Consider the following 24,014-nt stretch of genomic DNA (forward strand, 5'->3'; position numbering starts at 1 on the left):
GTTGTTCCTTCGGGCTCTGATCAGTGGGAGTCGGTGGCGGCGGGGCGGGTGCGGTAGAACTCGCGCCCCCACCGCAGCCGCACGGCGGACGCGCCACCGGGGCGCTGCCAGCGGACGAGGTCGTCGGCGAACAGGGCGTAGTCCAGCGGGATCTCCTTGCCGCGCAGCAGTTGCACCACGCCGCGCGCGTGGTGGACCAGCTCGTCCAGGTCCGCGGAGGTGCCCAGCGCCTGGAACCTGCGCAGCACCGGGCCGGGGGTGGTGCCGGGCTCCTCGGGGTGCAGCCGGCGCACCGCGCGCCCCACGCCCCAGCCGCGCTGGTGCATCGGCTTGTCCTTGGACTGCTGGTGCAGCGCGTAGAGGGTGAGGCTGATGTGCGCGGCCCGCTCGGCGTGGGTCGGCTCGTCCGCGGCGCAGCGGTCGACGAACTCGTCGGCCAGGGTGTACTGGAGGATGTCGTTCACGGTGCCGGGGGTCTTCCCGACTCCGCGGCGGAGCCGGGCGAGGGCGGCGACCCCGGCCGCGCGGTTGTCAAGCACACCCCTTTGCAGGAGCTGAATGCGGTCGTGCACCACCGTCCCGACGGTGTGCAGGTCCATCCAGCGGGCAGAGGGGGCTGAAGTGGGCGACGGCTGTGCTTCTTCATCGGTCATGACACGTTCTCCGAGTACGCCAGGGGAAGTACGTCGCGCAGTCGCCGGAGGAAGGTTCTCTCGGCGTGGTTGGAGGTGAGGAGCTTGCCGTCCACGACGCGACCGGTCCACGCCGTCATCGGGGCTCGGGCGATCAGATCGCGTCCCAGCGGGCGCAGGACGTCACGGGCGGCGGTGTGCCAGTCGACCTGTGCACCGGTGGGGTCGGTCTCCGCGGTCACGTCCTGCACCCACCTCCGGAACAGCGGATCCAGCGCGGCGAGACCCCGTTCCCCGGCCCTGGTGCTGGGGCCCTCGCGTTCGTCCCGGCCGCAGCCCGCCGCGGCGGCGAGATCGCCGGCCAGCCTGCCCAGCGCGCGGGCGGCGTCCTCCGCGGCCTTCGCGCACTCCAGCACCGGACGCACCAGGTGCCCCGCGTCCTGGCGCAGCAGGACCGCCCGCAGGTCCAGCACGTCGTCGACGACGTCCTCCGTGGTGGAGCTCTGACTGCCGTAGGCCATGCCGATCGTGCGCAGCCGGATCGGGTAGTCGCGGCCCACGTCGCCGGTGATCTCGCCGACCCACTCCAGTACCGGCGGGGAGAGGAACGGGGCCGCTTCGTCACCCTGCGGTCGTTCCGCGCCGGGCAGCAGCGACTGCAGTCCGCGCCAGACCGCCCGCTGCGGGGCGTGCTCCCGTGGCATGTACACCGGCGAGCGGCCCAGCTTCTTCTCCTGCGCCGTGCTGCGCCGCCATCCGGAGTGAGGCTCCACCCGGTGCTTGTCCTGCGGGGTGATGCGCTCTCCGTTGCAGATCAGCACCCCGGTCACCCGCTCACCGTCGTGGTCCAGCCGGATGCGGCGGCTCTGCCACGTGCAGAGGTCGACCGGACCGGTCGGCGCACGGCCGCCCGGCTCCTCCTCCGCGGGGCCCACGGCGGCGCGTTCCCACACCGGCAGGTCCTCCTCGGCGGACCTGGCCGTGTCGCCGTGGTCGCGTGCGATCAGGTTGAGCAGCAGCGTGTCCTTCAACGTGCGCCCCTCGGGCAGCACCCCGCCGAGGAAGCCGCTCCACCCGGTTCCGATCGGATACCCCTTGCCGCCCTTGACCCGGTCGTCGCCCACGGCACCGGACTTGATGCCCGAGGGGTCGAACGCCTGGGCGTGCACGACCCAGCGCGCCGCTTCGGCGAAGGACAGGTTCAGCCGCGGGTCGAGGCGGGTGGAGAAGAACGGCTGCCCGTTGGGCACGTCGGCGACGAGCCGGTCCAGACCGGTCATCTCGCCCTTGGTGGTGTGCAGACCCGCGACCTGGAAGAACGGCGTTTCGGGATGCAACAGGTCGAACCGTTCGCGGTGCTGGTCCAAGTAGGCGTCGATCGAACCGACGGGGAGCGTCTCGGCGTTCCACAGCTCCAACCAGTGATCGACGTCGCGAGGCCCGCGCAGCGCACCGTGCAGCACCGCGAGCAGCAGGCGGGTCGAGGCGAACACCTGCGTGGGCACGTCGCCCAGCAGCTCCGTCAACTCGTGGGCCCGCGTCAGCACCTCGCGCAGCGACAGTTCCGGTGTCTCGCCGTCGTGGACGCGCACCAGCAGCCAGGGCTGATCGATCAGGGAGAACGAGGCGGGTTCAGCGGCGCTCATGCACCAGTCCTCGGCGTGGGTCGTAGGTGAGGTGGAAGTGGGCTCGGCGGTGCTTGAGCTCTGCTGTCCGCGCCTGGTCGAGCACGAGGACGAGGTGTCCCTTGAGCAGGGGCGACTGCTGAAAGCTGGTGAACTGGTCGCGCTCCAGAGCGCAGATCACGTCGTCGACCACGCCGGGGTGGCACAGGGCCAGCGGCAGCCGCAGTCCGCACGCGGCGATCGTCTTCGCCAGTGAGGGGCGCATCTGCGAGTCCAGCGGAATCTGCCGACCGGCTTCGTCGCCGATCCAGTCCGGTGTCACGAGCCCGCCGTCGGCGTCCCGCTGCACCACCAGCACCTCCAGCGACTCCTCCCCGTCACGCACCTGCGCCACACCCCGCGGATCGACCTCCGGTTCGCCCACCCCGCCGCGGACCCAGCCCACGAGGGTTCCCGCACCGGGGACCGCCTCGCCGAGCAGGAACGTGCGCGCGGCTTCCGTCCGCTTGCGAGCTGCCGTCTCCGCGTCTGTTCGCGCGCGGAGCATCGTCGGCTGCCAGCTCGGCGGTCCGACCGGTTCGGGACCGTAGGCCCGCTGGACCAGGGGAGAGATGTCGGTGGGCAGCACGACGTGCCGCCGCGACGGCCCCAGCAGGGCGGCCGCGCGCAACAGGTTGTGCGCGCCGTAGACCCGCCGGGACCCGGCGACGGCCTCGACCGGCTCAGCGGTCCAGTCGCCCACTCCGACCAGTGCGCAGCGCGGTGTCCGCAGCGGCGCGGGTCGGTCGCGCTGGTGGCGGTGCAGCCGTCCGATGCGCTGCAGCACCAGGTCGACCGGCGCGAGGTCGGTGACCATCAGGTCGAAGTCCACGTCCAGCGACTGCTCCACGACCTGAGAGGCGACCACCACGTGCAGTGGCGGACGCTCCACCTCGGGACCGGGGGGACCGAAGCGGCTCAGCAGTGCGCGGTCGGTGCGGGCACGGTCGCAGCTCAGGAACCGCGAGTGGTTGACCGTGACGTGGTCAGCACCGAACTCCGCCTCCAACCGCTCGGCCGTCTCCTGCACACGGGTCACGGTGTTGCGCACCACCACGGCGCACCCGCCCGCGGACAGGTGTTCCCGCAGGTAGGACACCAGCGTGTCCGGGTCATCGGTCAGATGATCCAGTTGCACGGCGGTCCTGTCCGGGGCGATCGGCACCAGGCGAGGCGGCGCACCACCGGTGCTCAGCACCACCGGATAACCCAGATCGTCCTGCGGAACGTGTCGCAGCGTGCTACCGGCACCCTGCTCGTAGGCGTTGAGCAGCGCGGCGCGGCGGTCAGCGGGCAGAGTCGCCGACAGCAGCACCACCGGCACGCCGTAGGCACCGAGCCAGTGCAGTACCCGGTCCAGGTACTGCGACATGTAGACGTCGTAGGCGTGGACCTCGTCGATGATCACGACCTTGCCGGCCAGGCCCAGGTGACGCAGCATCAGGTGCTTGCTCTTCAACCCGCCGAACAGCACCTGGTCGACGGTGCCCACCACGAAGCTCGCCAGAACGCTCTTCTTGCGGCCCGACAGCCACTGGTGGGCGATCAGGGGCGGGGCCTTCTCGTCATCGGTCTCATCGCCGATCGAGCTGTACCGACCCCGGCGGACCAGCCCCTCGTACTCCTCGTTCAGCGACGCCTTGCCGTGAGCCAGCGTCACGCTGACCGGGCCGTCCCGTCCCGGAAGGGCGTCCAGCCACGCCCGGACCCGGCCGAACATGGCATCCGTCGTCGCCTGTGTCGGCAACGCGATGAAGCACCCGTCAGCTCCGGACTTCCCCGCCAGCGCCTCCGCCGCCAGCAGCGCCGCCTCGGTCTTGCCCGCCCCCATCGGCGCCTCGACGATCAGCATCGCGGCACCGCTCTGCGCGGACGCGACCTCCAACGCGGCTGCCTGAACCGGACGAGCGCCGGCTGCCCCCGGGTCGAACCGTTCTCTGAACAACCGGTCCACATCGGAACCCGGCGGCTGAGCCTCCCAGGGGGACGGCAGGTCGAGCGCGGCCCACGCGATCTCGACCCGATCGCGCATCGTCTCCTCGTCCAGTTCGACCGGTGGATCGCCCAACGCGGTCAACGGCTGGATCGGGAACAGTTCGGTGTTGGAGGCGATCCAGTCCGCGACGATCACCACTGCCGTCAGCAACACCTGACCGGGCTTGCTCAGCGTCACGTCGCGATAGCGCTCCAGCACCGCCGCGCCACCGATCCGCGCCGTCGCTCGATCGAGGAAGAACGCCCGAGCCTCGTCCCACACGCCCGTGCCCATCAGATCCGGTCGCTCGCGCACCAGTTCGAGTTGACCGTTCTCGGGGGTCACTCCGTGATGACTCCCCACGACACCGGCCAGTTGCGCAGCCGCACCGCGCCGGGAGAACCCGTGCCGCTCGACCAGTCGGTCCAGGACCGCCACGTGCCCGACCAGCGCATGAGACACCGCGCTGCGCGCCGGGTCCTGCGCCAACCGCGGATTTGCGCTCAACCCCCGACGGCGCATGTGGTCGCACAAAACCGGAACTTGAACGGCGAAGGCCGGGCTCGCTTTGCCGACGTCGTGAACGGAGGCCAGCCAATGCGCGAGAACACGAACACCGTCAAGACCGTCCGGGAGATCGCGAGCTATCCGGTGCAGCACCTGAGGGGACAACCAGTGCTCGACCAGGAAATCGGCCACCGCGCCAGAATCGTCGAGGTGCTGGTGCAGTGGAAGCCAATCGGTGATGTTCCCCTGCTCGTCACGGGCAGACTTCGCCCACACCGACAACAGTCCAACTCGGTCAAGCATCCGTGGTGTTCCCCATCGTTCGAACGCTGTTGCGTCCACATGCGAAAGGAATAGTCCGCCAGGAGGTGCCTGTTACTCCTGACGTCCGATGTTCGCTCGAACGGACCAGCGTCGATCGCTCGTTACCGCATTTGTGCGACCCGAGGCCGAGGTGATTGACCCCGCACCACCACCAAGCGGGCACTCGACGACGTGGTGTTCACGGGAAAGACTCTGGCCGTGAACCTCGCTGCGGCGGTGAGGCCGGACCACCCCCGCTCGCGTGGGGAAGACGCGTTCGGTCCGGACGTCGCCGCGGCCGACCGGGGACCACCCCCGCTCGCGCGGGGAAGACTGGGCGGAACGAACAGACGTGGATCGCCTCGCGGGACCACCCCCGCTCGCGCGGGGAAGACGCCGCCGGTCACGGCTCGCCCACCTGCCAGTGGGGACCACCCCCGCTCGCGCGGGGAAGACGCCGGGGCGCCGCTGGTGAAGGTCCGGCAGGGCGGACCACCCCCGCTCGCGCGGGGAAGACTCGTCACGGACGACCGCCAACCAGAGAGCCCCGGGACCACCCCCGCTCGCGCGGGGAAGACGCCCGGTAGGCCAAGGCGTCGACCAGCGACGACGGACCACCCCCGCTCGCGCGGGGAAGACCCGTACGCCTGGTGCGTCTTGCCGCGGCCGACCGGACCACCCCCGCTCGCGCGGGGAAGACGCCATCGGCGTCGGCGCGTTCGCGTCGTACCTGGGACCACCCCCGCTCGCGCGGGGAAGACATCTCGTCGATGTGGTCGACCGCCCACCCGAACGGACCACCCCCGCTCGCGCGGGGAAGACGTGCGCTCGGGATCGAAAAAGCCGATCACGACGGGACCACCCCCGCTCGCGCGGGGAAGACGGCGACTTCCTGCTCACCAACGCCGCCCCCGACGGACCACCCCCGCTCGCGCGGGGAAGACTTCTTCCCGCTCCGGCTCAGCCGTTCGACGGTGGGACCACCCCCGCTCGCGCGGGGAAGACGAGAACATCCTCGGTAACCCGCTGCTGCCTGCGGGACCACCCCCGCTCGCGCGGGGAAGACGACCTGCAAGAACAGTATCGGCGACTCCAGATGGGACCACCCCCGCTCGCGCGGGGAAGACACTAACTGACCTGGCGTTTTGCGTAGCCTACCAACGATTCAGCATGGGTTTGACGCCGCTCGGCAGCACCGCTCTGGCGCCTGCGCGGGTGAACCGCGACCGCCGTCACCACAGGCCGGGTTCCTCCGGTGGGGCTTCCTTCACGGCGTCCTCCCAGCGGTAGACGCGCAGGTCGACCTTGCCGTCCACCACCGTCACTCCCTCGCCGCGCAGCAACTGGGCCTGCTCGTCGGCGATGTGCGGGGCGAACGTGCCGTTGGCCTTCAGGATGCGCTGCCACGGGAGGTCGTGGCCGTCCTGGTTGAGCACGGTGCCGACCAGTCTCGCCGAGGGGGCTCTCGCGATGTCGGCTATGTCGCCGTAGGTCGCCACGCGTCCGCGCGGGACGGCCTTCACGGTGTCGCGGATCTTCTCGTGCAGTACCTCGTCCACACGCGTCAGCTAACCAGTCTCGGGTGGCCTCGTCAGCTTCACACGACGCAGAACGGCCCTGCACGTCCACGGTGGATCGAAGGGGTCTGGAGCTGTGCCACCCCTTCGTGGCGCGGAGCCGTGTGGGGGCGGTGACGCGGGTGGGTGACCTGGCAAGATCGGGTTGCTGCGTACGGCGGGTGGGGGCGGAGCCTGTCGGGGCAACGTGGTTCGATCCCTCCCGTGGTTTCGACATCCGCGCCCCTGCTGGTGCGCCGGGCGCCTCGTGAGCGGCCCCGGCTGCTCTGGGAACCCGCTGCCCGGCGGGCGCTCGACCACACCGGCGGTTTCCTGCGGATTCTCGGCGGTCCGGGCTCGGGCAAGACCACGCTGCTGGCCGAGATCGCGGCGGACCGGGTGCTGCGCGGGGGCGTCGACCCGGAGAACGTGCTGGTCCTGACGTCGAACCGGCGAGCGGCGGAGGCCGTGCGCGCGCACATCACCCGGCTGCTCACCGCCGCCGCGCCGGAGGAACCGGCTCTGCGGACCTCGCGCGAGCCGCTCGTGCGGACCGTGCACTCCTACGCGTTCGCCGTGCTGCGCGCGCGGGCCGCCCGCGACGGCGACCCCGCCCCCCGGCTGCTGTCCGGCCCCGAGCAGGACACCGTGGTCCGCGAGCTGCTCGCCGGTGACGTGGAGGACGGCGCGCTGTCCTGGCCGGAGCGGCTGCGGCCCGCGATCCCGCTGCCCGGATTCGCCCACGAGGTGCGCGACCTGCTGCTGCGCGCCACCGAACGCGGCCTGGGGCCCGAGGACCTGATCGAGCTGGGCCAGAAGCACGACCGCCAGGAGTGGGCGGCCGCCGGGCGCTTCGGGGAGGTCTACGAGCAGGTGCTGCTGCTGTCGGCCGCCGACGCCGCCGGTGAGTTCGCCGCCCCGCTGGACGCCGCCGAGCTGGTGGGCAGCGCCCGGCTCGCGTTCCACCACGACGACGAGCTGCTCGCGCGCGAGCAGTTCCGCGTGCGTCACCTGCTGGTGGACGACGCGCAGCACCTCGACCCGCAGCAGTGGCTGCTGATCCGCGAACTGGGGGACGCGGCGGAGCAGTTCCTCGTCGCGGGCGACCCCGATCAGGCGATCTTCTCGTTCCGGGGCGCCGATCCGACGATCCTGACGAACGCCGATCCGGCCGGTGACCGCACGGCCGTGCTGGGCCTCGGGCACCGGATGGCCCCCGAGATCCGCGCGGCCGTGCGCGGTCTGTCGGCCCGGCTGCCCGGCGCGTCGGTCACCCGCGAGCTGGACAGTCCGGACGTGAAGGGGTCCGTGCAGGTCAGGCTGCTCGCCTCGGTCGCGCAGGAGGCGTCGTGGGTCGCCGACCAGCTGCGTCGCGCGCACCTCGTGGACGAGGTGCCGTGGTCGGACATGGCCGTGATCGTCCGCTCCACCACGCAGGCGCTGCCGGTGCTCCAGCGGGCGCTGCTCGCGGCGGGCGTGCCGCTGGCGGTGCCCGCCGACGACCTGCCGCTGGCCCAGCAGCCCGCGGTGCGCCCCCTGCTCGCGATCCTGCGCTGCGCCGCCGACCCGGCCGCGCTGGACGAGGACACCGCCACGATGCTGCTGTCCTCGGCGCTGGGCGGCGCCGACCCGCTGGCCCTGCGGCGGCTGCGGCGCGGCCTGCGCAGGCTGGAGATGGCCGCCGGCCGCGACCGGTCCAGCGGCGAGCTGCTCGTCGAGGTCGTCCGCTCCGCCGACCGGCTCGCGGCCCTGGAGGACTCCGAGTCGCTGCCCGCGCGGCGCGTCGCCGGACTGCTGCGCACCGCGCGCGACGCCGTGGCCCGCGGGCGCAGCGTCGAGCAGGTGCTGTGGGAGGTGTGGCAGGACAGCGGCCTGGAGTCGCGCTGGGTGGCGCAGGCCGGGCGGCGCGGCACCGCCGGGATGCAGGCCGACCGGGACCTGGACGCGATCGTGGGCCTGTTCGAGTCGGCGGCGAAGTACGTCGACCGGCTGCCCGGCTCCGGCGTCGGCGGGTTCGCCGACTACCTGATGGCGCAGCAGATCGTCGGCGACACGCTCGCCCCCTCCGCGCCGGTGGGCGAGGCCGTGGCCGTGCTCACCGCGCACGCCTCCGCCGGGCGGGAGTGGGCCGTCGTCGCCGTGCCCGGCGTGCAGGAGGGCAGCTGGCCGGACCTGCGGTTGCGCGGCTCGCTGTTCGGCGTGGAGCGGATGATCGACGTCCTCGCCGGTCTCGACCCCGCCGACCGCGTGTCGGCCACCGCGCCGCTGCTGGCCGAGGAGCGGCGGCTGCTGCTCGTGGCCGCGAGCCGGGCGCGGCGGACCCTGCTGGTCAGCGCCGTGCGCGGGGACGACGAGCAGCCGTCGCGGTTCCTCGACGAGGTCGACGTGCACGACCTGGACCCCGATCTGGTCGAACGGCCCGTGTTCACGCCGGAGCGCGGTCTCGTGCTGGCCGAGCTGGTCGGCGAGCTGCGCCGCGTGGTGTGCGACCCGGACGTGCTGCCCGGCAAGCGCGAGCGGGCCGCCGCGCAGCTCGCCCGGCTCGCCGGGGCCGGGGTGCCCGGCGCGCACCCCGACTCCTGGTACGGCCTGCCCGACGTGTCGGCGCGCAGCCCGCTGTTCACGCCGGAGCAGCAGGTCACCGTGTCCCCGTCGACGATCGAGGTCCTCGCGACGTGCCCGCTGCGGTGGGTGGTGGAGCGTCACGGCGGCCAGGACCCGGCTGAGCTGTCCTCCATCACCGGCACCCTCGTGCACGCCCTGGCCCAGGCGGCGGCCAGCGGGGCGGACGCCGATCGGCTGCGCGCCGAGCTGGACGCCGCCTGGGTGGCGGTCGACGCGGGTGCGCCCTGGTTCTCCCGGCGCGAGCGGATGCGCGTGGAGCGGATGCTCGACACGTTCCTCGACTGGCTCACCAGCAGTCGCGACCAGCTCAAGCAGGTCGCCGTCGAGCACGAGATCGAGGTCGACGTGCCGCGGGCGGAGGACGGCCCGTGGCTGCGCGTGCGCGGCCGGGTCGACCGGCTCGAATCCGACGAGGACGGGCGGCCCGTCGTCGTCGACATCAAGACCAGCAAGAACCCCGTGACCAGGCAGGAGGGGGAGGAGCACCCGCAGCTCGCCGTGTACCAGCTCGCGTCGGCGCTGGGCGGCTTCACCCACATCGGCCTGGGCACCGAGCCCGGTGGCGCGCGCCTGCTGTACGTGGCGCGCGAGGACAAGAAGACCGGTGCCGTCGAGCGGTCGCAGGCCCCGCTCGACGAGCAGGGCGTCCGCACCTGGCTGGAGGCGGTCCAGGAGGCCGGCGGCTCCAGCGTCGGTCCCGTCTACAGGGCGAACGAGAACTCCGACTGCACCCGCTGTCCCGCCCGCACGTCGTGCCCGATCCACCCGTCGGGTAGACAGGTCGGGCAATGACCGAACTCGTCAGCCCCCACGTCGTCGCGTCGGCGCTGGGACTGCCGAGGCCGACGGACGAGCAGGCGGCGGTGGTCGCCGCGCCCACCGAACCCGCCCTGGTGGTCGCGGGCGCGGGAGCGGGCAAGACGGAGACGATGGCCGCGCGCGTCGTGTGGCTCGTGGCCAACGGTCTCGTCCTGCCCGATCAGGTGCTGGGCCTGACGTTCACCCGCAAGGCGGCCCGGCAGCTCGCCGAACGCGTGCGGCTGCGCCTGCGCAGGCTCGGCGGCTCGCGGCTGCTGGACGACCTCGACCCCAGCGGCGAGCGCCGTGCCGCCGTGCTCACCACCGAGCCCGTCGTGCTCACCTACCACGCCTACGCGGGTCGCCTCGTCGGCGAGCACGGTCTGCGGCTGCCGGTGGAACCGGGCGTGCGGCTGCTGACCGGGACCGCGTCGTGGCAGCTCGCCCACCGCGTCGTGTCGACCTGGGCCGAGGACCTCGACACCGACAAGGTGCCCGCGACCGTCACCGGTCACCTGCTGGCGCTCGCCGGTGAGCTGGGGGAGCACCTCGTGGACCCGGCGGACGTCCGCGAGCACGCCGAGTGGCTGATCCACGCCGTCGAGTCCGCGCCGAGGACCCCGCGCCAGCGCGACGCCCTGCCGGAGAAGCTCAAGGAGGTCGTCGACGCCCAGCGGCTGCGGGTGGCGCTGCTCCCGCTGCTGGAGGCGTACGGCGTGCGCAAGCGGCGCGAGGCCGCGATGGACTTCGCCGACCAGATGAGCCTCGCCGCGCGGCTGGCCAGCGAGCACCCGGAGGTCGTGGAGGGCGAGCGCGACCGCTACGGCGCGGTGCTGCTGGACGAGTACCAGGACACCGGTCACGCGCAGCGCGTGCTGCTGCGGTCGCTGTTCGGGCGGGGCGAGCCGATGGCCGTCACGTCCGTGGGCGACCCGGCGCAGGCGATCTACGGGTGGCGCGGGGCGAGCGCCGCGAACCTGCCGCGCTTCCGGGAGGACTTCCCCCGCGCCGTCGACACCGCCGGGGACCCCGTCCCGTCGCGGCGCTACGGCCTGCTCACGAGCTTCCGCAACCCGCCCGAGGTGCTGACGCTGGCCAACGCCGTGTCCGAGCCGCTGCGCGCCGCCGGACTGGAGGTCGACGAGCTGCGCGCCCGCGACGGCGCACCGGAGGGGGACGTGCGCTGCGCGCTGCTGCCGGACGTGCGCTCCGAGCTGGACTGGCTCGCCGACGCCCTCGCCGCGCAGTGGGACCACGCCCTGGAGGTGAACGGCGCCCCGCCGACCGCCGCCGTGCTGGTGCGCCGCCGCGCGGACATGGCCGCCATCGCCGCCGCGCTGCGGGAGCGGCACCTGCCCGTGGAGGTCGTCGGCCTCGGCGGCCTGCTGGACGAGCCCGAGGTGCGGGACCTGACCAGCGCCCTGCGCGTGCTCGTGGACCCGCTCGCGGGCACCGCCGCCGCCCGGCTGCTCACCGGGTCGCGCTGGCGCGTCGCCGCCGCCGACCTGCGCGCCCTGTGGGAGCGCGCCCGCTCCCTGGCCGGAGCCCCGGACCGGCAGGCCGTCGTGGACGACCCCCTGGCGGTGTTCGCCGACGCGCTGCCCGGTGAGCACGCCGAGCAGGCCGGGCTGGCCGACGCGCTGGACGACCCCGGCGACCCGAAGGCGTACTCCTCCGAGGGGTACCGGCGCATCCGCAGGCTCGGCGGCGAGCTGGCCGCGCTGCGCCGCAGGCTCGACCAGCCGCTGCCCGAGCTGGTGGCCGACGTCGAGCGCACGCTGCTGCTCGACATCGAGGCGATGGCCAGGCCGGGAGCGATCGGCCGGGCGCACCTGAACGCCTTCGCCGACGTCGTCGCCGACTACGCCGCCGCCAGCCCGTCGGCGACCCTGCCGTCCCTGCTGGACTACCTCTACACCGCGGAGCACGCCGAGGACGGACTCGAACCCGGTGAGGTGGAGGTCGCGGAGGACCGCGTGCAGATCCTCACCGTGCACTCCGCCAAGGGCCTGGAGTGGGAGATCGTGGCGCTGCCGCACCTCGTGCGCGACGTGTTCCCCGGCCGCCGCAAGTCGTCGAGCTGGCTGAGGTCCGCGCCCCAGCTCCCCGCGCCGCTGCGCGGCGACGCCGCCGACCTGCCGGTGCTGCGCATCCCCGTGGGCGGCAACCGCAAGGAGGTGGAGGAGGCGCTCGCGGAGCACGGCGACGACTTCGAGGAGCGGCGGCTCGTGGAGGAGCGGCGGCTGCTGTACGTGGGGGTGACCCGCTCCGAGCGCGTGCTGCTGCTGTCCGGGCACTGGTGGGCGGAGAAGGGCGAGAAGCCCAAGGGGCCGTCGGTGTTCCTGCTGGAGCTGCACGAGCTGCTGTCGGGGGAGGACGCGCCCGGCGTGGTCGTGCACTGGGCGGACCGGCCGCCGGAGGAGGAGCCCAACCCGCTGGCGGCGGAGACCAGGACGGCGCAGTGGCCGGCCGACCCGCTGGGCTCCCGCCGCGACGCCGTCGCGGAGGGAGCCGAACTCGTGCTGCGGGCGCTGGAGGCGGAACCCGTGGAGTCCCCGGACCCGCCCGAGGACCCCGAGGGCTGGGCGCGCGACGTGGACGTGCTGCTCGCCGAGCGGGCCGCCGCCGCGAACCGCCGCGAGCGGGTCGAGCTGCCCGAGCACCTGTCGGTGAGCCAGCTCGTGGAACTGGCCGCCGACCCCGACTCGCTGGCCCGGCGGCTGCGCCGGCCGCTGCCCTTCCCGCCGAACCCGCTCGCGCGGCGCGGCACGGCGTTCCACACGTGGCTGGAGCGGCGCTTCGGGGCCAGCCGCCTGCTCGACCTGGACGAACTGCCCGGCGCGGCCGACGAGGGCGCGGCGCCCGACGCGGAGCTGGACGACCTGCAGACCGCGTTCCTCGCGAGCGAGTGGGGCACGCGCACGCCGCACGACGTGGAGGTGTCGTTCGAGACGGAGATCGACGGCGTCGCCGTGCGCGGCCGGATGGACGCCGTGTTCGCCGACCCCGACGGCGGTTTCACCGTCGTGGACTGGAAGACCGGGGCCGTGCCGGGGGAGGACCGCCTGCCGACGCTGTCCGTGCAGCTCGCCGCCTACCGGCTGGCGTGGGCGTCCCTGGCGGACGTGCCGGTGGAGAAGGTGCGCGCCGCGTTCCACTACGTGCGCCCCGGCCACACGCTGCGCCCGGCGGACCTGCTGGACGCGGCTGGGCTGCGCGCCCTGATCCGCACGGTCCCCGTGCCGTCCTGATCAGCGGACCGGGTCGTGGGCGGCGGTGCCGAACTCCCTGGTGCCCAGCTCCTGGGTGCCGATGACCGAGAGGAGTTCGAGCTTCTCGTGGCTCTCGCTCCCCGGGACGGCGGTGAACACCAGCAGCGACTGGTCCTGGCCCGGGTCCAGAAGGGTCTGGCAGTGCAGTTCGAGTTCACCGAGTTCGGGATGGACCAGCCGCTTCTGCTCGCTGTGGCGCAGGCCCACCTCGTGGTCGCCCCACACCCGGACGAACTCGGGACTGGCCGCGTCGAGCGCCGCGACGATCTCGGCGGCGCGGGGGTACCGGCCGCGGGCGAGGACCGCGCGCAGCCGTGAGGCCAGGATGCGCGAGTGCATCCGGTGGTCGGCCTCGGGGTAGACACGCCGTTCGGCCGGGTCGGTGAACCAGCGGTAGATCGCGCTGCGGGCGAGTCCCTCGTACCGGGTGTGATCGCCGAGCAGCGCGACCGCGAGCCGGGTCTGCACCAGCGTTTCACCCAGTGCGCCGATGATCTGCGCGGGCGTGTCGTCGAGCCGGGCCATCACCCGCATCAGCCCGACGTCGACGTGGTCGCCGCGCTGCGTGCGCCCCGGCTCGCCGTACCCGGCGAGCCGGAAGAGGTGGTCGCGCTCCTCCAGCGAGAGCCGCAGGCCGCGGGCGAGCGCGGCGACCACCTGCTCCGACGGTCGCGGGCTCTGCCCACGCTCCATCCGGGCGTAGTAGTCGGTCGACATGTCCGCCAGCGCGGCGACCTCCTCGCGGCGCAGCCCGGCCGTGCGACGGCGGCGGCCCCGCGGCAGCCCGACGGCCTCGGGCTGGATCACTTCCCGGCGGGTGCGCAAGAAGTCGGCGAACCCAGCTCTGTCCATCGTGCTCATGGCGCTCCGTCATCCGCTCCGGTCCGAGGGCTCCAGTCTGCGCCCGCCCGTGGTGGTCAGCCACTGACCGGTTGTCAGTGGTGGATCGGGCACTGCCTCCGCACTCGGCACCTCCCTAGCGTTGCTGGAACCGACAACGGACACGAGCACGGAGCGACGAGCAGATGAGCACTCAGAAGTGGACAGCGGCGGATCTCCCCGACCTGTCGGGCACGACGTTCGTCGTGACCGGCGCGACCGCCGGTCTGGGGCTGGCGACCACCCGCGAGCTGGCACGGGCCGGCGCGCACGTCGTGATGGCGGTGCGCGACGAGGCCAAGGGCGCCGAGGTCGCGCGCACCATCGCGGGTGACACCGAGGTCCGCCGGCTGGACGTCTCCAGCCTCGCCTCGGTGCGCGCGTTCGCCGGAGCCTGGACGGGCCGGCTCGACGTCCTGATCAACAACGCCGGGATCATGCTGGTTCCGCTGTCGCGGACCGGCGAGGGCCACGAGTTGCAGATGGCGACCAACTACTTCGGCCCGCACGCGCTGACCAACCTCCTGCTGCCCCACATCACCGACAGGGTGGTCACGCTGTCCTCCCAGCTCCACCGGATCGGCCGTGCCCGCGCCGATGACCTCGACTGGCACAAGCGCAGGTACCGGAAGCTGGGCGCCTACGCCGACTCCAAGCTCGACCTGGCCCTGTTCGGCCTCGAACTCCAGCGGAAGCTGGAGGCGATCGGCAGCCCGGTGCGATCCGTCCTCGCCCACCCCGGCATCGCGACCACCACGCTGGCCAGCCACGCCGGCGGTCTGTCGGGCCGGATCAACAACCTCGCCCCGCTGCTCAACGACGTCGAGCACGGCGCGCTGCCCACCCTCTACGCCGCGACCGGGGACGTCCCGGGCGGTTCCTACGTCGGGCCGGACGGGTTCGCGAGCGTCAAGGGGCACCCCGCGGTGCGCAAGCCCTCGCGCCGCGCCCGCAACGCCAGGACAGCGGCCGAGCTGTGGTCCGCCACCGCCGCCATCACCGGCGTCGACTTCGCCGTCACCGCGGGTGGCTGACGGCGAAGTCGAGGCTCTCGCGGGACAGCGGCCGACCGGGGTGTGAACGGCTCCGACGCCGGGACGGAGCGGATGATCAGGCCGGCGGCCAGTGCCGCAGGGCCATGTCGGCCACCAGGTGGAGCTCGTCGGCGGCCGCGCCGCCCGCGGCCTGGACGGCGATGCCGTTGGCCACGGTCATGAGGTACCGGGCGAGCAGACCGGGATCGGTTCCCGCGGGCAGGTCGCCCTCGTCGGCGGCCCGCTGGAACCGCGTCCGCAGGAGTGAGACGCCGCTGTCGCGCCAGGCCGCCAACGTGTCCCTGGCGCTGCGGCCGGACTCGCCCGCAGCCAGGGAGCCCTGGACGCCGAAGCACCCGGTGGGGCAGTCGGGGAGGGTGGTGGCCCGGACGGAACCGGCGAGGAACGCGGTGGCCACCTCTCGCGCGGTCGGCTCCTCCAGGGCGCGGGGGACGTACGAGGCGGGGCCTTCGGAGTAGCGCTCCAGTGCCTTGAGGAACAGCTCTTCCTTGTTGCCGAAGGCGGCGTACATGCTGGTGCGGGTGATGCCCATGGCGCTGGTCAGGTCGGTGAGGCTGGCGCCCTCGTAGCCCTGGGCCCAGAACACCCGCATCGCTCGGTCGAGCGCTTCGTCGGCGTCGAAACCGCGTGGCCGACCGATCGGTGACTTCCGCTGGGTCTGCACGAGCCCCATCCTACCCCTCCTGCACCGGACGGTACGGAAGTGCTACGGTTGATTTCAGTACCAATCGGTACGAATATTTGCAGAGGTGGGTCATGGGGCAGCTGGAAGGCAAGACCGCCGTCGTCACCGGTGGTGGAACGGGCATCGGCCTGGCCGCGGCCACGCGGCTGGCGGCCGAGGGCGCGCACGTGTTCATCACGGGTCGCCGGAGGTCCGTGCTCGACGCGGCGGTGGAGAGCATCGGCGCGTCGTCGGTGACCGCCGTGGAGGGCGACATCTCGGACCTCGCCGACCTGGACCGGCTCTACGAGGCGGTCCGCGCCAGGGGGCGGGGCTTGGACGTGCTGTTCGCCAACGCCGCCACCGCGTCGTTCGTGACGCTGGAGCAGGTCACCGAGGAGCACTTCGACCAGACCTTCCGCGTCAACGTCCGGGGCACGCTGTTCACCGTGCAGAAGGCGCTGCCGCTGCTCAACGACGGCGCTTCGGTGATCCTGACCTCCTCGGTGCGCGCCGGTGACGGCGTCGCGGCGTTCGGCGTGTACTCGGCCTCCAAGGCGGCGATCCGGTCCTTCGCCCGGACCTGGGCCAACGAGCTCAAGGACCGGAACGTCCGGGTCAACGTCATCTCCCCCGGCGCGATCGACACCCCCGCGCTCGACGGCATGGTCGCGAAGGAGGAGGTGGAGGCCGTCAAGGCGAAGTTCGTCGAGGCCATTCCGCTCGGCCGGATCGGCCGCTCGGAGGAGATCGCCAACGTGGTGGCCTTCCTCGCGTCCGAGGAGAGCAGCTTCTTCCTCGGCGCGGACCTGGTCGTCGACGGTGGCGAGACGCAGTTCTGAGCGCTGGAGACTCCCGGTGGGGCGTCGCTCCACCGGGAGTTCCCGTGCCCGAACGCGCCCGGTCGCGGCTCTGCGGCGTGAGCGGTCAGGCGGGACCGTTGGCCAAATTTGGTGCCCCGTGGTCACTTCGGGTGTCTTGGCCGTGTGACTGAGCCGTCCGGCCCAGCGTCGCCGCTAGCGTGCCGGGCCATGCACCCGCGTCGGGATTCCACGGCACGCAGCCGTCAGTTCGGTGACGAGCTGCGGGCCAAGCGCAAGGCCGCCGATCTTCGGGCCACCCGGCTCGCCGCGATGCTCGGCTGGTCACCAGCGAAGATCAACAAGCTGGAGAGCGGCGAGCGGGGCACGTCGGACGTCGACGTCGCGGTCTACCTGAACAGCTGCGGCGTCGTCGGCGACGAGCTGCACCGGCTGCTCGCCCTCAACCGCGAGACGAGCCGGGGCGCGTGGCTGGACGTGATGGGCCTCCGGCCGCCGAACAGCCCGAGCCGGTTCATCCACGAGGAGGCGCGAGCAGTGGCCATCACCGGTTACTGCTCGCGGTTCGTGCCCGGCTTGCTCCAGTCCCACGGCTACATGGAGCACGTCGTCCGGAGCGGAGTGGAGCACCGGCTGCGCCGCCAGCAGTTGCTCCGCCGTTCCGACCGTCCCGACATCACCTTCTTCGTGGACGAGCAGGTTCTGCGCCGACCCGTCGGCGGACCAGCTGTGATGCACGACCAGCTGATGGCGCTGCTGTTCACGCCCGCTGTCGTCCGGATCGTGCCTGTCGGCGAGGTCGTCCACTCCGGGCTCGCCCACGGGGACTTCGTCCTGCGGGAGTACGCCGAAGACCGGCCCGTCGTGTACGGGGAAGCGTGGTGGGCGAGCGTCTACCTGGAGGACGCGGTGGTCGTCGAGGCGTGCGTGGAGGCGATCGGCGAACTGGCGGAGTGCGCGCTGGACGTGGAGGACTCGCGGGCGTTCGTGTCCGCGCTGGCCGACGAGTACGGCGCGTCGTGCGCGAGCGGTGATCAGGCCAGGACGCGGGCCTCGTCCGGGACCTCCTTGAGCACGCGCTCGTAGAGGACCTCCAGCAGCCAGCGACCGAACAGGGACGGGCCGAACTCGGTCGAGCGGTCCTCCGGGGGCACGAGCAGCTCCGCGCCGCTCACCTCGTCCACGGAGACCACGCCGATGCCGTAGTAGTCCAGCTCGATCATCGACCACGACTGGCCGCTCTGGGACGCGGGCAGCACGACGACGCACGGGGCGAGCGTCATGAGCGTCCCGCAGGACTGCAGCGCCGTGTCCACGGTGGACTCGCCGACGAGCACGCCGACCAGTTCGACGGCGGCCACGGGCAGTCTGTCGTGGGTGGAGGGCTCGAACCACGAGCGGAACCAGGACGGGTCGGCACCCGGCGGCCAGCCGTTGGCGACGCGCCACTCGTGCACGTCGGCACGGAGCCGCACGACCGCGGAGACCTGCTGGCCGAGCACGGTGACGTCGGGAACGACCGTGCCGCGCCAACCTAGCGCCGTCGCGGCGGGCTGGAGGAGCGGTTGCACTCGCGCATCCTATGGTGGTTGCAGATTCAAGGACAGGGTCTGTTCGCCGCAGAGTGGCACGGCGAACGCCGAGCGTGATCACACCACACGAGACCCGGCAGCGGGAGTTCGTGTGGGAGTGCTCTCAGGGAGCGGTGCTCTCAGGAGGACGAACGGCGCACCCGCAGTGCCCACAGCACCAGCGGCACCTGGAGCGGCAACCGGCCGTACGCGACGGCCCTCGCCTTCGCCGGCTTCGTCCGGTAGCGCCACGCCATCGTCACGTTGGCCGGGAACACCGCCACGAACAGCGCCGCGGCCAGCGTCGCGCCGAGCCGCCTGGTGCGCGGCACGGCCACCGCGACGCCCACCGCGATCTCGGCGACCCCGGACAGGTGGGTCCAGGTCCGGGGCTCGCCCGGCAGCGCGCGCGGCACGATCGAGTCGTACGGGCGCGGCGCGGCGAAGTGCGTGATCCCCGCTCCGACGCACAGCGCGGCCAGCGCGACCGCCGGCCAGGAACGTGTCATGACCGCACCCTGCCACGCCGCTCGCGACGACTCGGCACCGGACCACCCGATCCGTCACCGGTTCGCCCCGCCGCGCGGTTATCCTCCCGCCGTGACAGGTGATCCCGAGCCCGCGCACCGGGAGCGCGAGGCCGTCGCCGCGCTGGCGGACGACTTCCTCTCCGGGCTGCGCGAGTGGCTGACCATCCCCTCCGTGGGCGCCGACCCGGCGCACCACGCCGACGTGGGCAGATCGGCCGAGTGGCTGGCCTCGGCGCTGCGCGCGGACGGCTGGCCCGTGGTGGAGGTGTGGGACTCGGGACCGGCGCTGCCCGCCGTGCACGCGCGGTGGCCGTCGGACGACCCGGACGCGCCGACGGTGCTGGTCTACGGGCACCACGACGTCCAGCCGGTCGACCCGGTCGAGCTGTGGCACACCCCGCCGTTCGAGCCCGTCCTCGTGGGCGAGGAACTGTTCGCGCGCGGTGCCAGCGACGACAAGGGGCAGGTCGCGATGCACCTGCTGGGGGTGCGCGCGCACCTCGCGGCCACCGGGCGGACCTCCCCGGCGGTGAACCTCGTGCTGTTCGTCGAGGGCGAGGAGGAGTCCGGCTCGCCGCACATCACCCGCCTGCTCGACGAGCACCGCGCGGAACTGGCGAGCGACCTGATCGTGTTCACCGACACACCGCTGTACGAGCGGGACGCGCCGACGGTCTGCACGGGCCAGCGCGGCCAGTACGCCGCCGACGTGGTCTTCACCGGCGGCACGTCCGACGTGCACTCCGGCCGCGCCGGTGGCGGTGTCCCCAACCCGGCGACGGCGCTGGCCCGGCTCGTCGCGGCGCTGCACGACGACGCGGGCCGGGTCGGGCTGCCCGGCTTCTACGACGACGTCGCGGAGCTCTCCGAGACCGAGCGCGCGTCGTGGGCGGAGCTGCCCTTCGACGAGGCCGCGTGGCTCTCCGCGAACGCCGGGGGCGCGCAGGCCGCCACCGGCGAGGAGGGCTTCACGACCTTGGAGCGCGTCTGGGCGCGGCCGACCGCCGAGGTCAACGGCATCGCCGGCGGCTACACCGGTCCCGGCGGCAAGACGATCGTCCCCGCGTCGGCGTCGGTGAAGCTGTCCTTCCGGCTCGTGCCGGACCAGCGGCCCGAGCACGTCGCCGACCAGCTCCGCGCGTTCGTCGCCGCGCACACCCCGCCCGGAGTCCGGGCCGAGGTGATCGAGCGCGGAGCGGGCGCTCCGCCCTACGCGGTGGACCTCACCCACCCGGCGAACCTCGCGGTGCACGACGCGCTGGAGGCCGCGCTGGAGCAGCCCGTCCGGTTCAGCCGCACCGGGGGTTCCGGCCCGGCCGCGATCCTGCACGGCTGGCTGGGCGCGCCCGTCGTCTACCTGGGCGTCACCCTGCCCGGCGACCGCATCCACGCCCCGAACGAGCGCGTCGTCGTGCCGCTGCTGCTGCGCGGCGCGGAAGCCGCCGCGCACCTGTGGCGCCTGCTGCCGGGGAGGCTGTCGTGATCCGGGTGCGCACCCCCGCCGATCGGCTCACCGACCGGCCGGACCACTCGCTGGTGGGCGTCATCACGATGCCCGCGCACGTGCAGAGCCCGACCAGGGCCATCCTCAAACGCGTGATCGGCGCGCTGACGGCGCTGTTCGCCGCCGTGCTCATCGTCTACGTGGACCGCGACGGCTACCGGGACGTCAGCGAGGACCCGCTGTCGTTCCTGGACTGCGTCTACTACGCCACCGTGTCCCTGTCGACGACCGGCTACGGCGACATCACGCCGGTGAGCCCGATGGCGCGACTGGTGAACGTCCTGGTGATCACCCCGCTGCGGGTGCTGTTCCTGATCGTGCTGGTCGGCACGACGCTCGAAGTGCTGACGGAACGCTCGCGGCAGGCGTTGCGCATCCAGAAGTGGAGGACGAAGGTGCGGAATCACGTCGTGGTGGTCGGGTACGGCACGAAGGGGCGGTCGGCGGTGGCCGCGCTGCTCGGCGACGGTGTGACGCCCGGCGGCATCGTGGTGGTCGACACCGACCAGCAGTCGCTGGACTCGGCGTCGGCGATCGGCCTGGTGACCGTGCACGGCTCCGGCACGCGCAACGACGTGCTGCGCGTCGCGGGCGTGACGAAGGCGCGGGCGGTCGTCGTGGCGGCGAACCGCGACGACACGGCGGTCCTGGTGACGCTGACCGCGCGGGAGCTGGCCCCGAAGGCGCAGATCGTCGCGTCTGTGCGAGAGCGGGAGAACGAGCACCTGCTGCGCCAGTCCGGCGCGGACTCGGTGGTCGTGTCGAGCGAGACGGCGGGCCGCCTGCTGGGCATGGCCACGGCGACGCCGACCGTCGTGGACATGGTGGAGGACCTGCTCACGCCGGACTCGGGGCTCGCGATCTCCGAGCGCGACGTCGAGCAGCACGAGATCGGCGGCTCGCCGCGGCACCTGCCGGACATCGTGCTGGGCCTCGTGCGCGCTGGGAAGCTGTACCGGGTGGACGCCGCCGAGGCGGACTCGATCGAGCCCGGCGACCGGCTGCTCTACGTCAAGAAGGTGACCCCGCCCAACGGAGACTGACCGTCCAGCCGAAGGAGACCCGGATGTCCTCGACCACCTCTGCGCGCTCCCTCGTCGAGCGCTACTACGCGCTCGTCGACTCCGGGGATCTCGGCGACGCGGTCGCGCTGATGCGCGACGACGTGACACTGACCTTCGCCAACGCGGAGCCGGTGTCCGGCAGGGCGGCCGCGCATGCGTCGATCCAGACGGTCCTCGACCGGTGCGACGCGATCAGGCACACCGTCGTGACCTGGTTCGAGCAACCGGGCGCGAACGGGAACACGGACGCGCTGTTCGAGATCCGCATCGCCTACGACCTGAAGAACGGCGGCCACGTCGACATCCCCGGCTGCGTGTTCGCGACGATCGACGCCACCGGCGCGTTCGTGGAGCAGCGGCTCTACGGCGACCTCGCGCCCGTGTTCGCCGGGGGCTGACCCGTCAGCCGCCGTCCGGCACCGGACGGCGGCGCGACAGCGGCAGGGTCAGCCGGAACACCGCCCCCGGTTCGCCGGGGGCGGGGGCCTCGGCCGTCAGCTCGCCGCCGTGCGCGCGGACCACGCCGCGCGCGATCGGCAGGCCCAGGCCGGAGCCGCCCGAGCGGCGGTCGCGGGCGTCGTCCAGCCGCACCAGCCGGTCGAAGATGCGCTCCCGGTCGGTCTCGGGAACGCCGGGCCCGTCGTCGGTGACGACGAGTTCGGCCCACGCGCCGGACTGCCCGGCCCACAGCCGCACCCGGCCGGTCGGCCCGACGGCCTGCCGCGCGTTGTCCGCGAGGTTCGCCAGCACCTGCGCCAGGCGTTGCGGGTCGCCGTGGACGAGCGCCTGCTCGCCCTCGCTGCGCACGTCCAGCTCCGGGGCCAGCAGGCCGGTGCGGATCACCTCGGCCTCGGCCAGCGCGAGCAGGTCGACGGTCTCGCGCTGAAGCTCCAGGCCCGCGTCGATCCGCGCGAGCGCCAGCAGGTCGTCCACCAGCCGCCCCGCGCGGCGCGCTTCGCGGACCAGCAGCAGGTTCAGCCGCTCGCGCTCCTCCGGAGCCGCCTGGACGAGCGCCTCCGCCACGGCCTGCACCCCCGCGATCGGCGTGCGCAGCTCGTGGGCGGCGTCGGCGACGAACCGCTTCGTGCGCTCCTCCGACTCCAGCGCCGAGGTCTCCGCCCCCTCCAGGGAGTCGAGCATGTCGTCGAACGCCGCCGCCGTGCGGCCCAGCTCGTCGTCCGTGCGCGCCGGGTCGAGCCGGCGGCCGCGGTCGCCGCTGGAGATGGAGCGGGCCAGCGTGGTCATCGCGTCCAGCGGCGCCAGCGCGCGCCGCTGGACCAGCACCAGGGCCAGCGTCGCCACGGCCAGCGCCCCGCACCCGGCCAGCACCAGCAGCCTGCGCAACCGCACCTGCGCGGCGGTGATCACCGACGTGTCGGCGAACAGCCGGATCGTCGAGCCGTCCTGGAGCGGGCGGCTGGTCTCCTCCTGCGCGCCGCTCGGCGCGCGTCCCCAGGTCGTGCCGTCGGCCCCGACCACCACGACGCGCACCCCGCGGCCCTCCAGGCGGTTGACCAGCTCACCGCCGCGCACGCGCTGCTTCACGAGCTGCTGCGCGCTGCGGGCCTTCTCCTGCACCAGCGCGTCGAGGTCGTCGTGCGACTGCGCGGCGAACAGGGCGTCGACCAGGAACACCACGCCGACGAGCACCGCGGCCAGCACGGCCAGCGCGGACAGGGTGACGCGCCGTCGCAGCGACACCGTCCGCAGACGGCTCACCGCTGGTCCGCCCTCAACACGTACCCCAGACCGCGGACGGTGTGCAGCAGGCGCGGCCCGTGCTCCTCCAGCTTGCGGCGCAGCGCGCTGACGTGCACCTCCACCAGGTTCGGCGCGTAGTCCTCGTAGCCCCACACGGCGGTGAGGATCTGCGTCTTGCCGACCACGCGCCCGCGCTGCGCCGCGAAGTACTGCAACAGCCGCAGCTCGGTGGCCGTGAGGTCGACCGTCCGGTCGCCGCGCAGCACCACGCCGGAGTCGGCGTCGACCAGCAGGTCGCCGATCTCCACGGCGGACGGCGTGCGGCCCAGCCTGCGCAGCACGGCGCTGACCCTGGCGACCAGCTCGGCCAGCACGAACGGTTTCACCAGGTAGTCGTCCGCGCCGCGGTCCAGGCCGCGCAGCCGGTCGGACACGCCGTCGCGCGCGGTGAGCATCACGACGCCCGCTCCGCTGGCGCGGCGCACCACCTCCAGCAGGACGAACCCGTCGCGACCGGGCAGCATGACGTCCAGCACCACCAGGTCCGGCCTGAACCGGGCGAGGTCGGACTCCAGCTCACGCCCGCCGCCGCGGAGCAGGACCTGGTAGCCGACGTCGCGCAGCGCGGAGCTGACGGCGACCCCGATGGCCTCGGCGTCCTCGATCACCAGCACCCTGGCGGGGGTCGACACGAGCACCATTGTGGTGGTCGGGCGCAAATCGGGTGAGCCACGTTCACCCGGTCCCGCAGGACGAGCAGGTCCCCGTGCCGGAACCCGAGCGGCCGTCCGGCCGCGCGGCCGGGTGCGGCCGTCGCGCGCTGGTCGTGGTGCGCGTGGCGGACGGCGACCGCGTCGCTCGTGGGCACGGTCACGGCCGTCGGGGGGAGATCG

The 24,014-nt window shown here is 73.2% G+C and carries 18 protein-coding genes and 1 CRISPR repeat array; of the genes, 8 read left to right on the forward strand and 10 right to left on the reverse strand.

Going from position 1 to position 24,014, the window contains the following annotated elements; genetic code table 11:
- Positions 1-20 precede the first annotated feature (20 nt).
- The 4 genes from casB to IMZ35_RS14035 form a co-directional block, all read right to left on the reverse strand.
- A complete protein-coding gene (gene casB, locus IMZ35_RS14020; protein WP_229371756.1) occupies positions 21-599 on the reverse strand; it encodes a type I-E CRISPR-associated protein Cse2/CasB in 579 nt (192 codons plus the stop codon).
- A gap of 50 nt (positions 600-649) precedes the next feature.
- A complete protein-coding gene (gene casA / locus IMZ35_RS14025) occupies positions 650-2,278 on the reverse strand; it encodes a type I-E CRISPR-associated protein Cse1/CasA (RefSeq protein ID WP_199441452.1) in 1,629 nt (542 codons plus the stop codon).
- Positions 2,265-5,081, reverse strand: a complete 2,817-nt coding sequence (cas3, locus tag IMZ35_RS14030; protein ID WP_199441453.1) for a CRISPR-associated helicase Cas3' — start codon at positions 5,079-5,081, stop codon at positions 2,265-2,267. The genes casA and cas3 overlap by 14 nt, the downstream gene beginning before the upstream one ends.
- A gap of 245 nt (positions 5,082-5,326) precedes the next feature.
- Positions 5,327-6,208: direct repeats of the CRISPR family, unit length 28 nt; unit sequence GGACCACCCCCGCTCGCGCGGGGAAGAC.
- A 105-nt stretch (positions 6,209-6,313) separates the two neighbouring features.
- Positions 6,314-6,640, reverse strand: coding sequence for an MGMT family protein (locus IMZ35_RS14035; protein ID WP_199441454.1), 327 nt, complete (start codon positions 6,638-6,640; stop codon positions 6,314-6,316).
- Positions 6,641-6,862: 222 nt separating this feature from the next.
- Here IMZ35_RS14035 and IMZ35_RS14040 point away from each other — a divergent pair, with 222 nt between their 5' ends.
- Both IMZ35_RS14040 and IMZ35_RS14045 read left to right on the forward strand, forming a co-directional pair.
- Entirely contained in the window at positions 6,863-10,054 is a 3,192-nt protein-coding gene (locus IMZ35_RS14040; protein WP_438816869.1) for an ATP-dependent helicase, read from the forward strand.
- Entirely contained in the window at positions 10,051-13,311 is a 3,261-nt protein-coding gene (locus tag IMZ35_RS14045) for an ATP-dependent helicase (RefSeq protein ID WP_199441455.1), read from the forward strand. The genes IMZ35_RS14040 and IMZ35_RS14045 overlap by 4 nt, the downstream gene beginning before the upstream one ends.
- Here IMZ35_RS14045 and IMZ35_RS14050 read toward each other — a convergent pair whose 3' ends face one another.
- Positions 13,312-14,184 carry a helix-turn-helix transcriptional regulator gene (locus IMZ35_RS14050; RefSeq protein ID WP_199441571.1) on the reverse strand — a complete coding sequence of 291 codons (873 nt, stop codon included), beginning with the start codon at positions 14,182-14,184 and terminating at the stop codon, positions 13,312-13,314. It abuts the gene before it with no gap.
- A 173-nt stretch (positions 14,185-14,357) separates the two neighbouring features.
- Between IMZ35_RS14050 and IMZ35_RS14055 the strand changes: the two genes are divergently transcribed.
- The gene (locus tag IMZ35_RS14055; RefSeq protein ID WP_199441456.1) at positions 14,358-15,245 is read left to right on the forward strand and encodes an oxidoreductase; all 888 of its coding nucleotides are present in this window, start codon (positions 14,358-14,360) and stop codon (positions 15,243-15,245) included.
- Between the two features lie 76 nt (positions 15,246-15,321).
- Here IMZ35_RS14055 and IMZ35_RS14060 read toward each other — a convergent pair whose 3' ends face one another.
- Positions 15,322-15,930 (reverse strand): TetR/AcrR family transcriptional regulator, encoded by a 609-nt coding sequence (locus IMZ35_RS14060; protein ID WP_199441457.1) that lies wholly within the window; start codon positions 15,928-15,930, stop codon positions 15,322-15,324.
- Between the two features lie 92 nt (positions 15,931-16,022).
- On the opposite strand from IMZ35_RS14060, the gene IMZ35_RS14065 reads away from it, so the two are divergent.
- Together IMZ35_RS14065 and IMZ35_RS14070 are read left to right on the forward strand one after the other, a co-directional pair.
- Positions 16,023-16,772, forward strand: a complete 750-nt coding sequence (locus IMZ35_RS14065) for an SDR family NAD(P)-dependent oxidoreductase (RefSeq protein WP_199441458.1) — start codon at positions 16,023-16,025, stop codon at positions 16,770-16,772.
- A gap of 189 nt (positions 16,773-16,961) precedes the next feature.
- Complete coding sequence (locus IMZ35_RS14070; protein WP_199441459.1) at positions 16,962-17,837, forward strand: helix-turn-helix domain-containing protein; 876 nt, start codon at positions 16,962-16,964, stop codon at positions 17,835-17,837.
- Here the strand turns inward: IMZ35_RS14070 and IMZ35_RS14075 are convergent.
- Positions 17,786-18,322, reverse strand: coding sequence for a hypothetical protein (locus IMZ35_RS14075; RefSeq protein WP_199441460.1), 537 nt, complete (start codon positions 18,320-18,322; stop codon positions 17,786-17,788). The genes IMZ35_RS14070 and IMZ35_RS14075 overlap by 52 nt on opposite strands.
- 140 nt (positions 18,323-18,462) lie before the next feature.
- Positions 18,463-18,831 carry a DoxX family protein gene (locus IMZ35_RS14080; protein ID WP_199441461.1) on the reverse strand — a complete coding sequence of 123 codons (369 nt, stop codon included), beginning with the start codon at positions 18,829-18,831 and terminating at the stop codon, positions 18,463-18,465.
- Between the two features lie 91 nt (positions 18,832-18,922).
- Between IMZ35_RS14080 and IMZ35_RS14085 the strand changes: the two genes are divergently transcribed.
- The 3 genes from IMZ35_RS14085 (at position 18,923) to IMZ35_RS14095 (ending at position 21,818) form a co-directional block, all read left to right on the forward strand.
- Positions 18,923-20,335 (forward strand): M20/M25/M40 family metallo-hydrolase, encoded by a 1,413-nt coding sequence (locus IMZ35_RS14085; protein ID WP_307868084.1) that lies wholly within the window; start codon positions 18,923-18,925, stop codon positions 20,333-20,335.
- A gap of 68 nt (positions 20,336-20,403) precedes the next feature.
- Positions 20,404-21,399, forward strand: coding sequence for a potassium channel family protein (locus tag IMZ35_RS14090; protein WP_229371951.1), 996 nt, complete (start codon positions 20,404-20,406; stop codon positions 21,397-21,399).
- A gap of 23 nt (positions 21,400-21,422) precedes the next feature.
- Positions 21,423-21,818, forward strand: coding sequence for a nuclear transport factor 2 family protein (locus tag IMZ35_RS14095; RefSeq protein ID WP_199441463.1), 396 nt, complete (start codon positions 21,423-21,425; stop codon positions 21,816-21,818).
- Positions 21,819-21,822: 4 nt separating this feature from the next.
- Here the strand turns inward: IMZ35_RS14095 and IMZ35_RS14100 are convergent, their stop codons facing one another.
- Positions 21,823-23,139, reverse strand: a complete 1,317-nt coding sequence (locus IMZ35_RS14100) for a sensor histidine kinase (RefSeq protein WP_199441464.1) — start codon at positions 23,137-23,139, stop codon at positions 21,823-21,825.
- On the reverse strand, positions 23,136-23,822 hold the full coding sequence (locus tag IMZ35_RS14105) for a response regulator transcription factor (protein ID WP_199441465.1): 687 nt from the start codon (positions 23,820-23,822) through the stop codon (positions 23,136-23,138). The genes IMZ35_RS14100 and IMZ35_RS14105 overlap by 4 nt, the downstream gene beginning before the upstream one ends.
- Positions 23,823-24,014: the final 192 nt, after the last annotated feature.

The sequence above is a fragment of the Umezawaea beigongshangensis genome (genome assembly GCF_016464305.1).
Lineage (GTDB): Bacteria > Actinomycetota > Actinomycetes > Mycobacteriales > Pseudonocardiaceae > Umezawaea_A > Umezawaea_A beigongshangensis.

Excerpts from the sequence above, each read along its gene's own strand:
- casB (WP_229371756.1), bottom strand. The coding sequence starts at position 599 with ATGGACCTGCACACCGTCGGGACGGTGGTGCACGACCGCATTCAGCTC.
- casA (WP_199441452.1), bottom strand. The coding sequence starts at position 2,278 with ATGAGCGCCGCTGAACCCGCCTCGTTCTCCCTGATCGATCAGCCCTGG.
- cas3 (WP_199441453.1), bottom strand. The coding sequence starts at position 5,081 with ATGCTTGACCGAGTTGGACTGTTGTCGGTGTGGGCGAAGTCTGCCCGT.
- IMZ35_RS14045 (WP_199441455.1), top strand. The coding sequence starts at position 10,051 with ATGACCGAACTCGTCAGCCCCCACGTCGTCGCGTCGGCGCTGGGACTG.
- IMZ35_RS14050 (WP_199441571.1), bottom strand. The coding sequence starts at position 14,184 with ATGGACAGAGCTGGGTTCGCCGACTTCTTGCGCACCCGCCGGGAAGTG.
- IMZ35_RS14055 (WP_199441456.1), top strand. The coding sequence starts at position 14,358 with ATGAGCACTCAGAAGTGGACAGCGGCGGATCTCCCCGACCTGTCGGGC.
- IMZ35_RS14065 (WP_199441458.1), top strand. The coding sequence starts at position 16,023 with ATGGGGCAGCTGGAAGGCAAGACCGCCGTCGTCACCGGTGGTGGAACG.
- IMZ35_RS14070 (WP_199441459.1), top strand. The coding sequence starts at position 16,962 with ATGCACCCGCGTCGGGATTCCACGGCACGCAGCCGTCAGTTCGGTGAC.
- IMZ35_RS14080 (WP_199441461.1), bottom strand. The coding sequence starts at position 18,831 with ATGACACGTTCCTGGCCGGCGGTCGCGCTGGCCGCGCTGTGCGTCGGA.
- IMZ35_RS14090 (WP_229371951.1), top strand. The coding sequence starts at position 20,404 with ATGCCCGCGCACGTGCAGAGCCCGACCAGGGCCATCCTCAAACGCGTG.
- IMZ35_RS14095 (WP_199441463.1), top strand. The coding sequence starts at position 21,423 with ATGTCCTCGACCACCTCTGCGCGCTCCCTCGTCGAGCGCTACTACGCG.
- IMZ35_RS14105 (WP_199441465.1), bottom strand. The coding sequence starts at position 23,822 with ATGGTGCTCGTGTCGACCCCCGCCAGGGTGCTGGTGATCGAGGACGCC.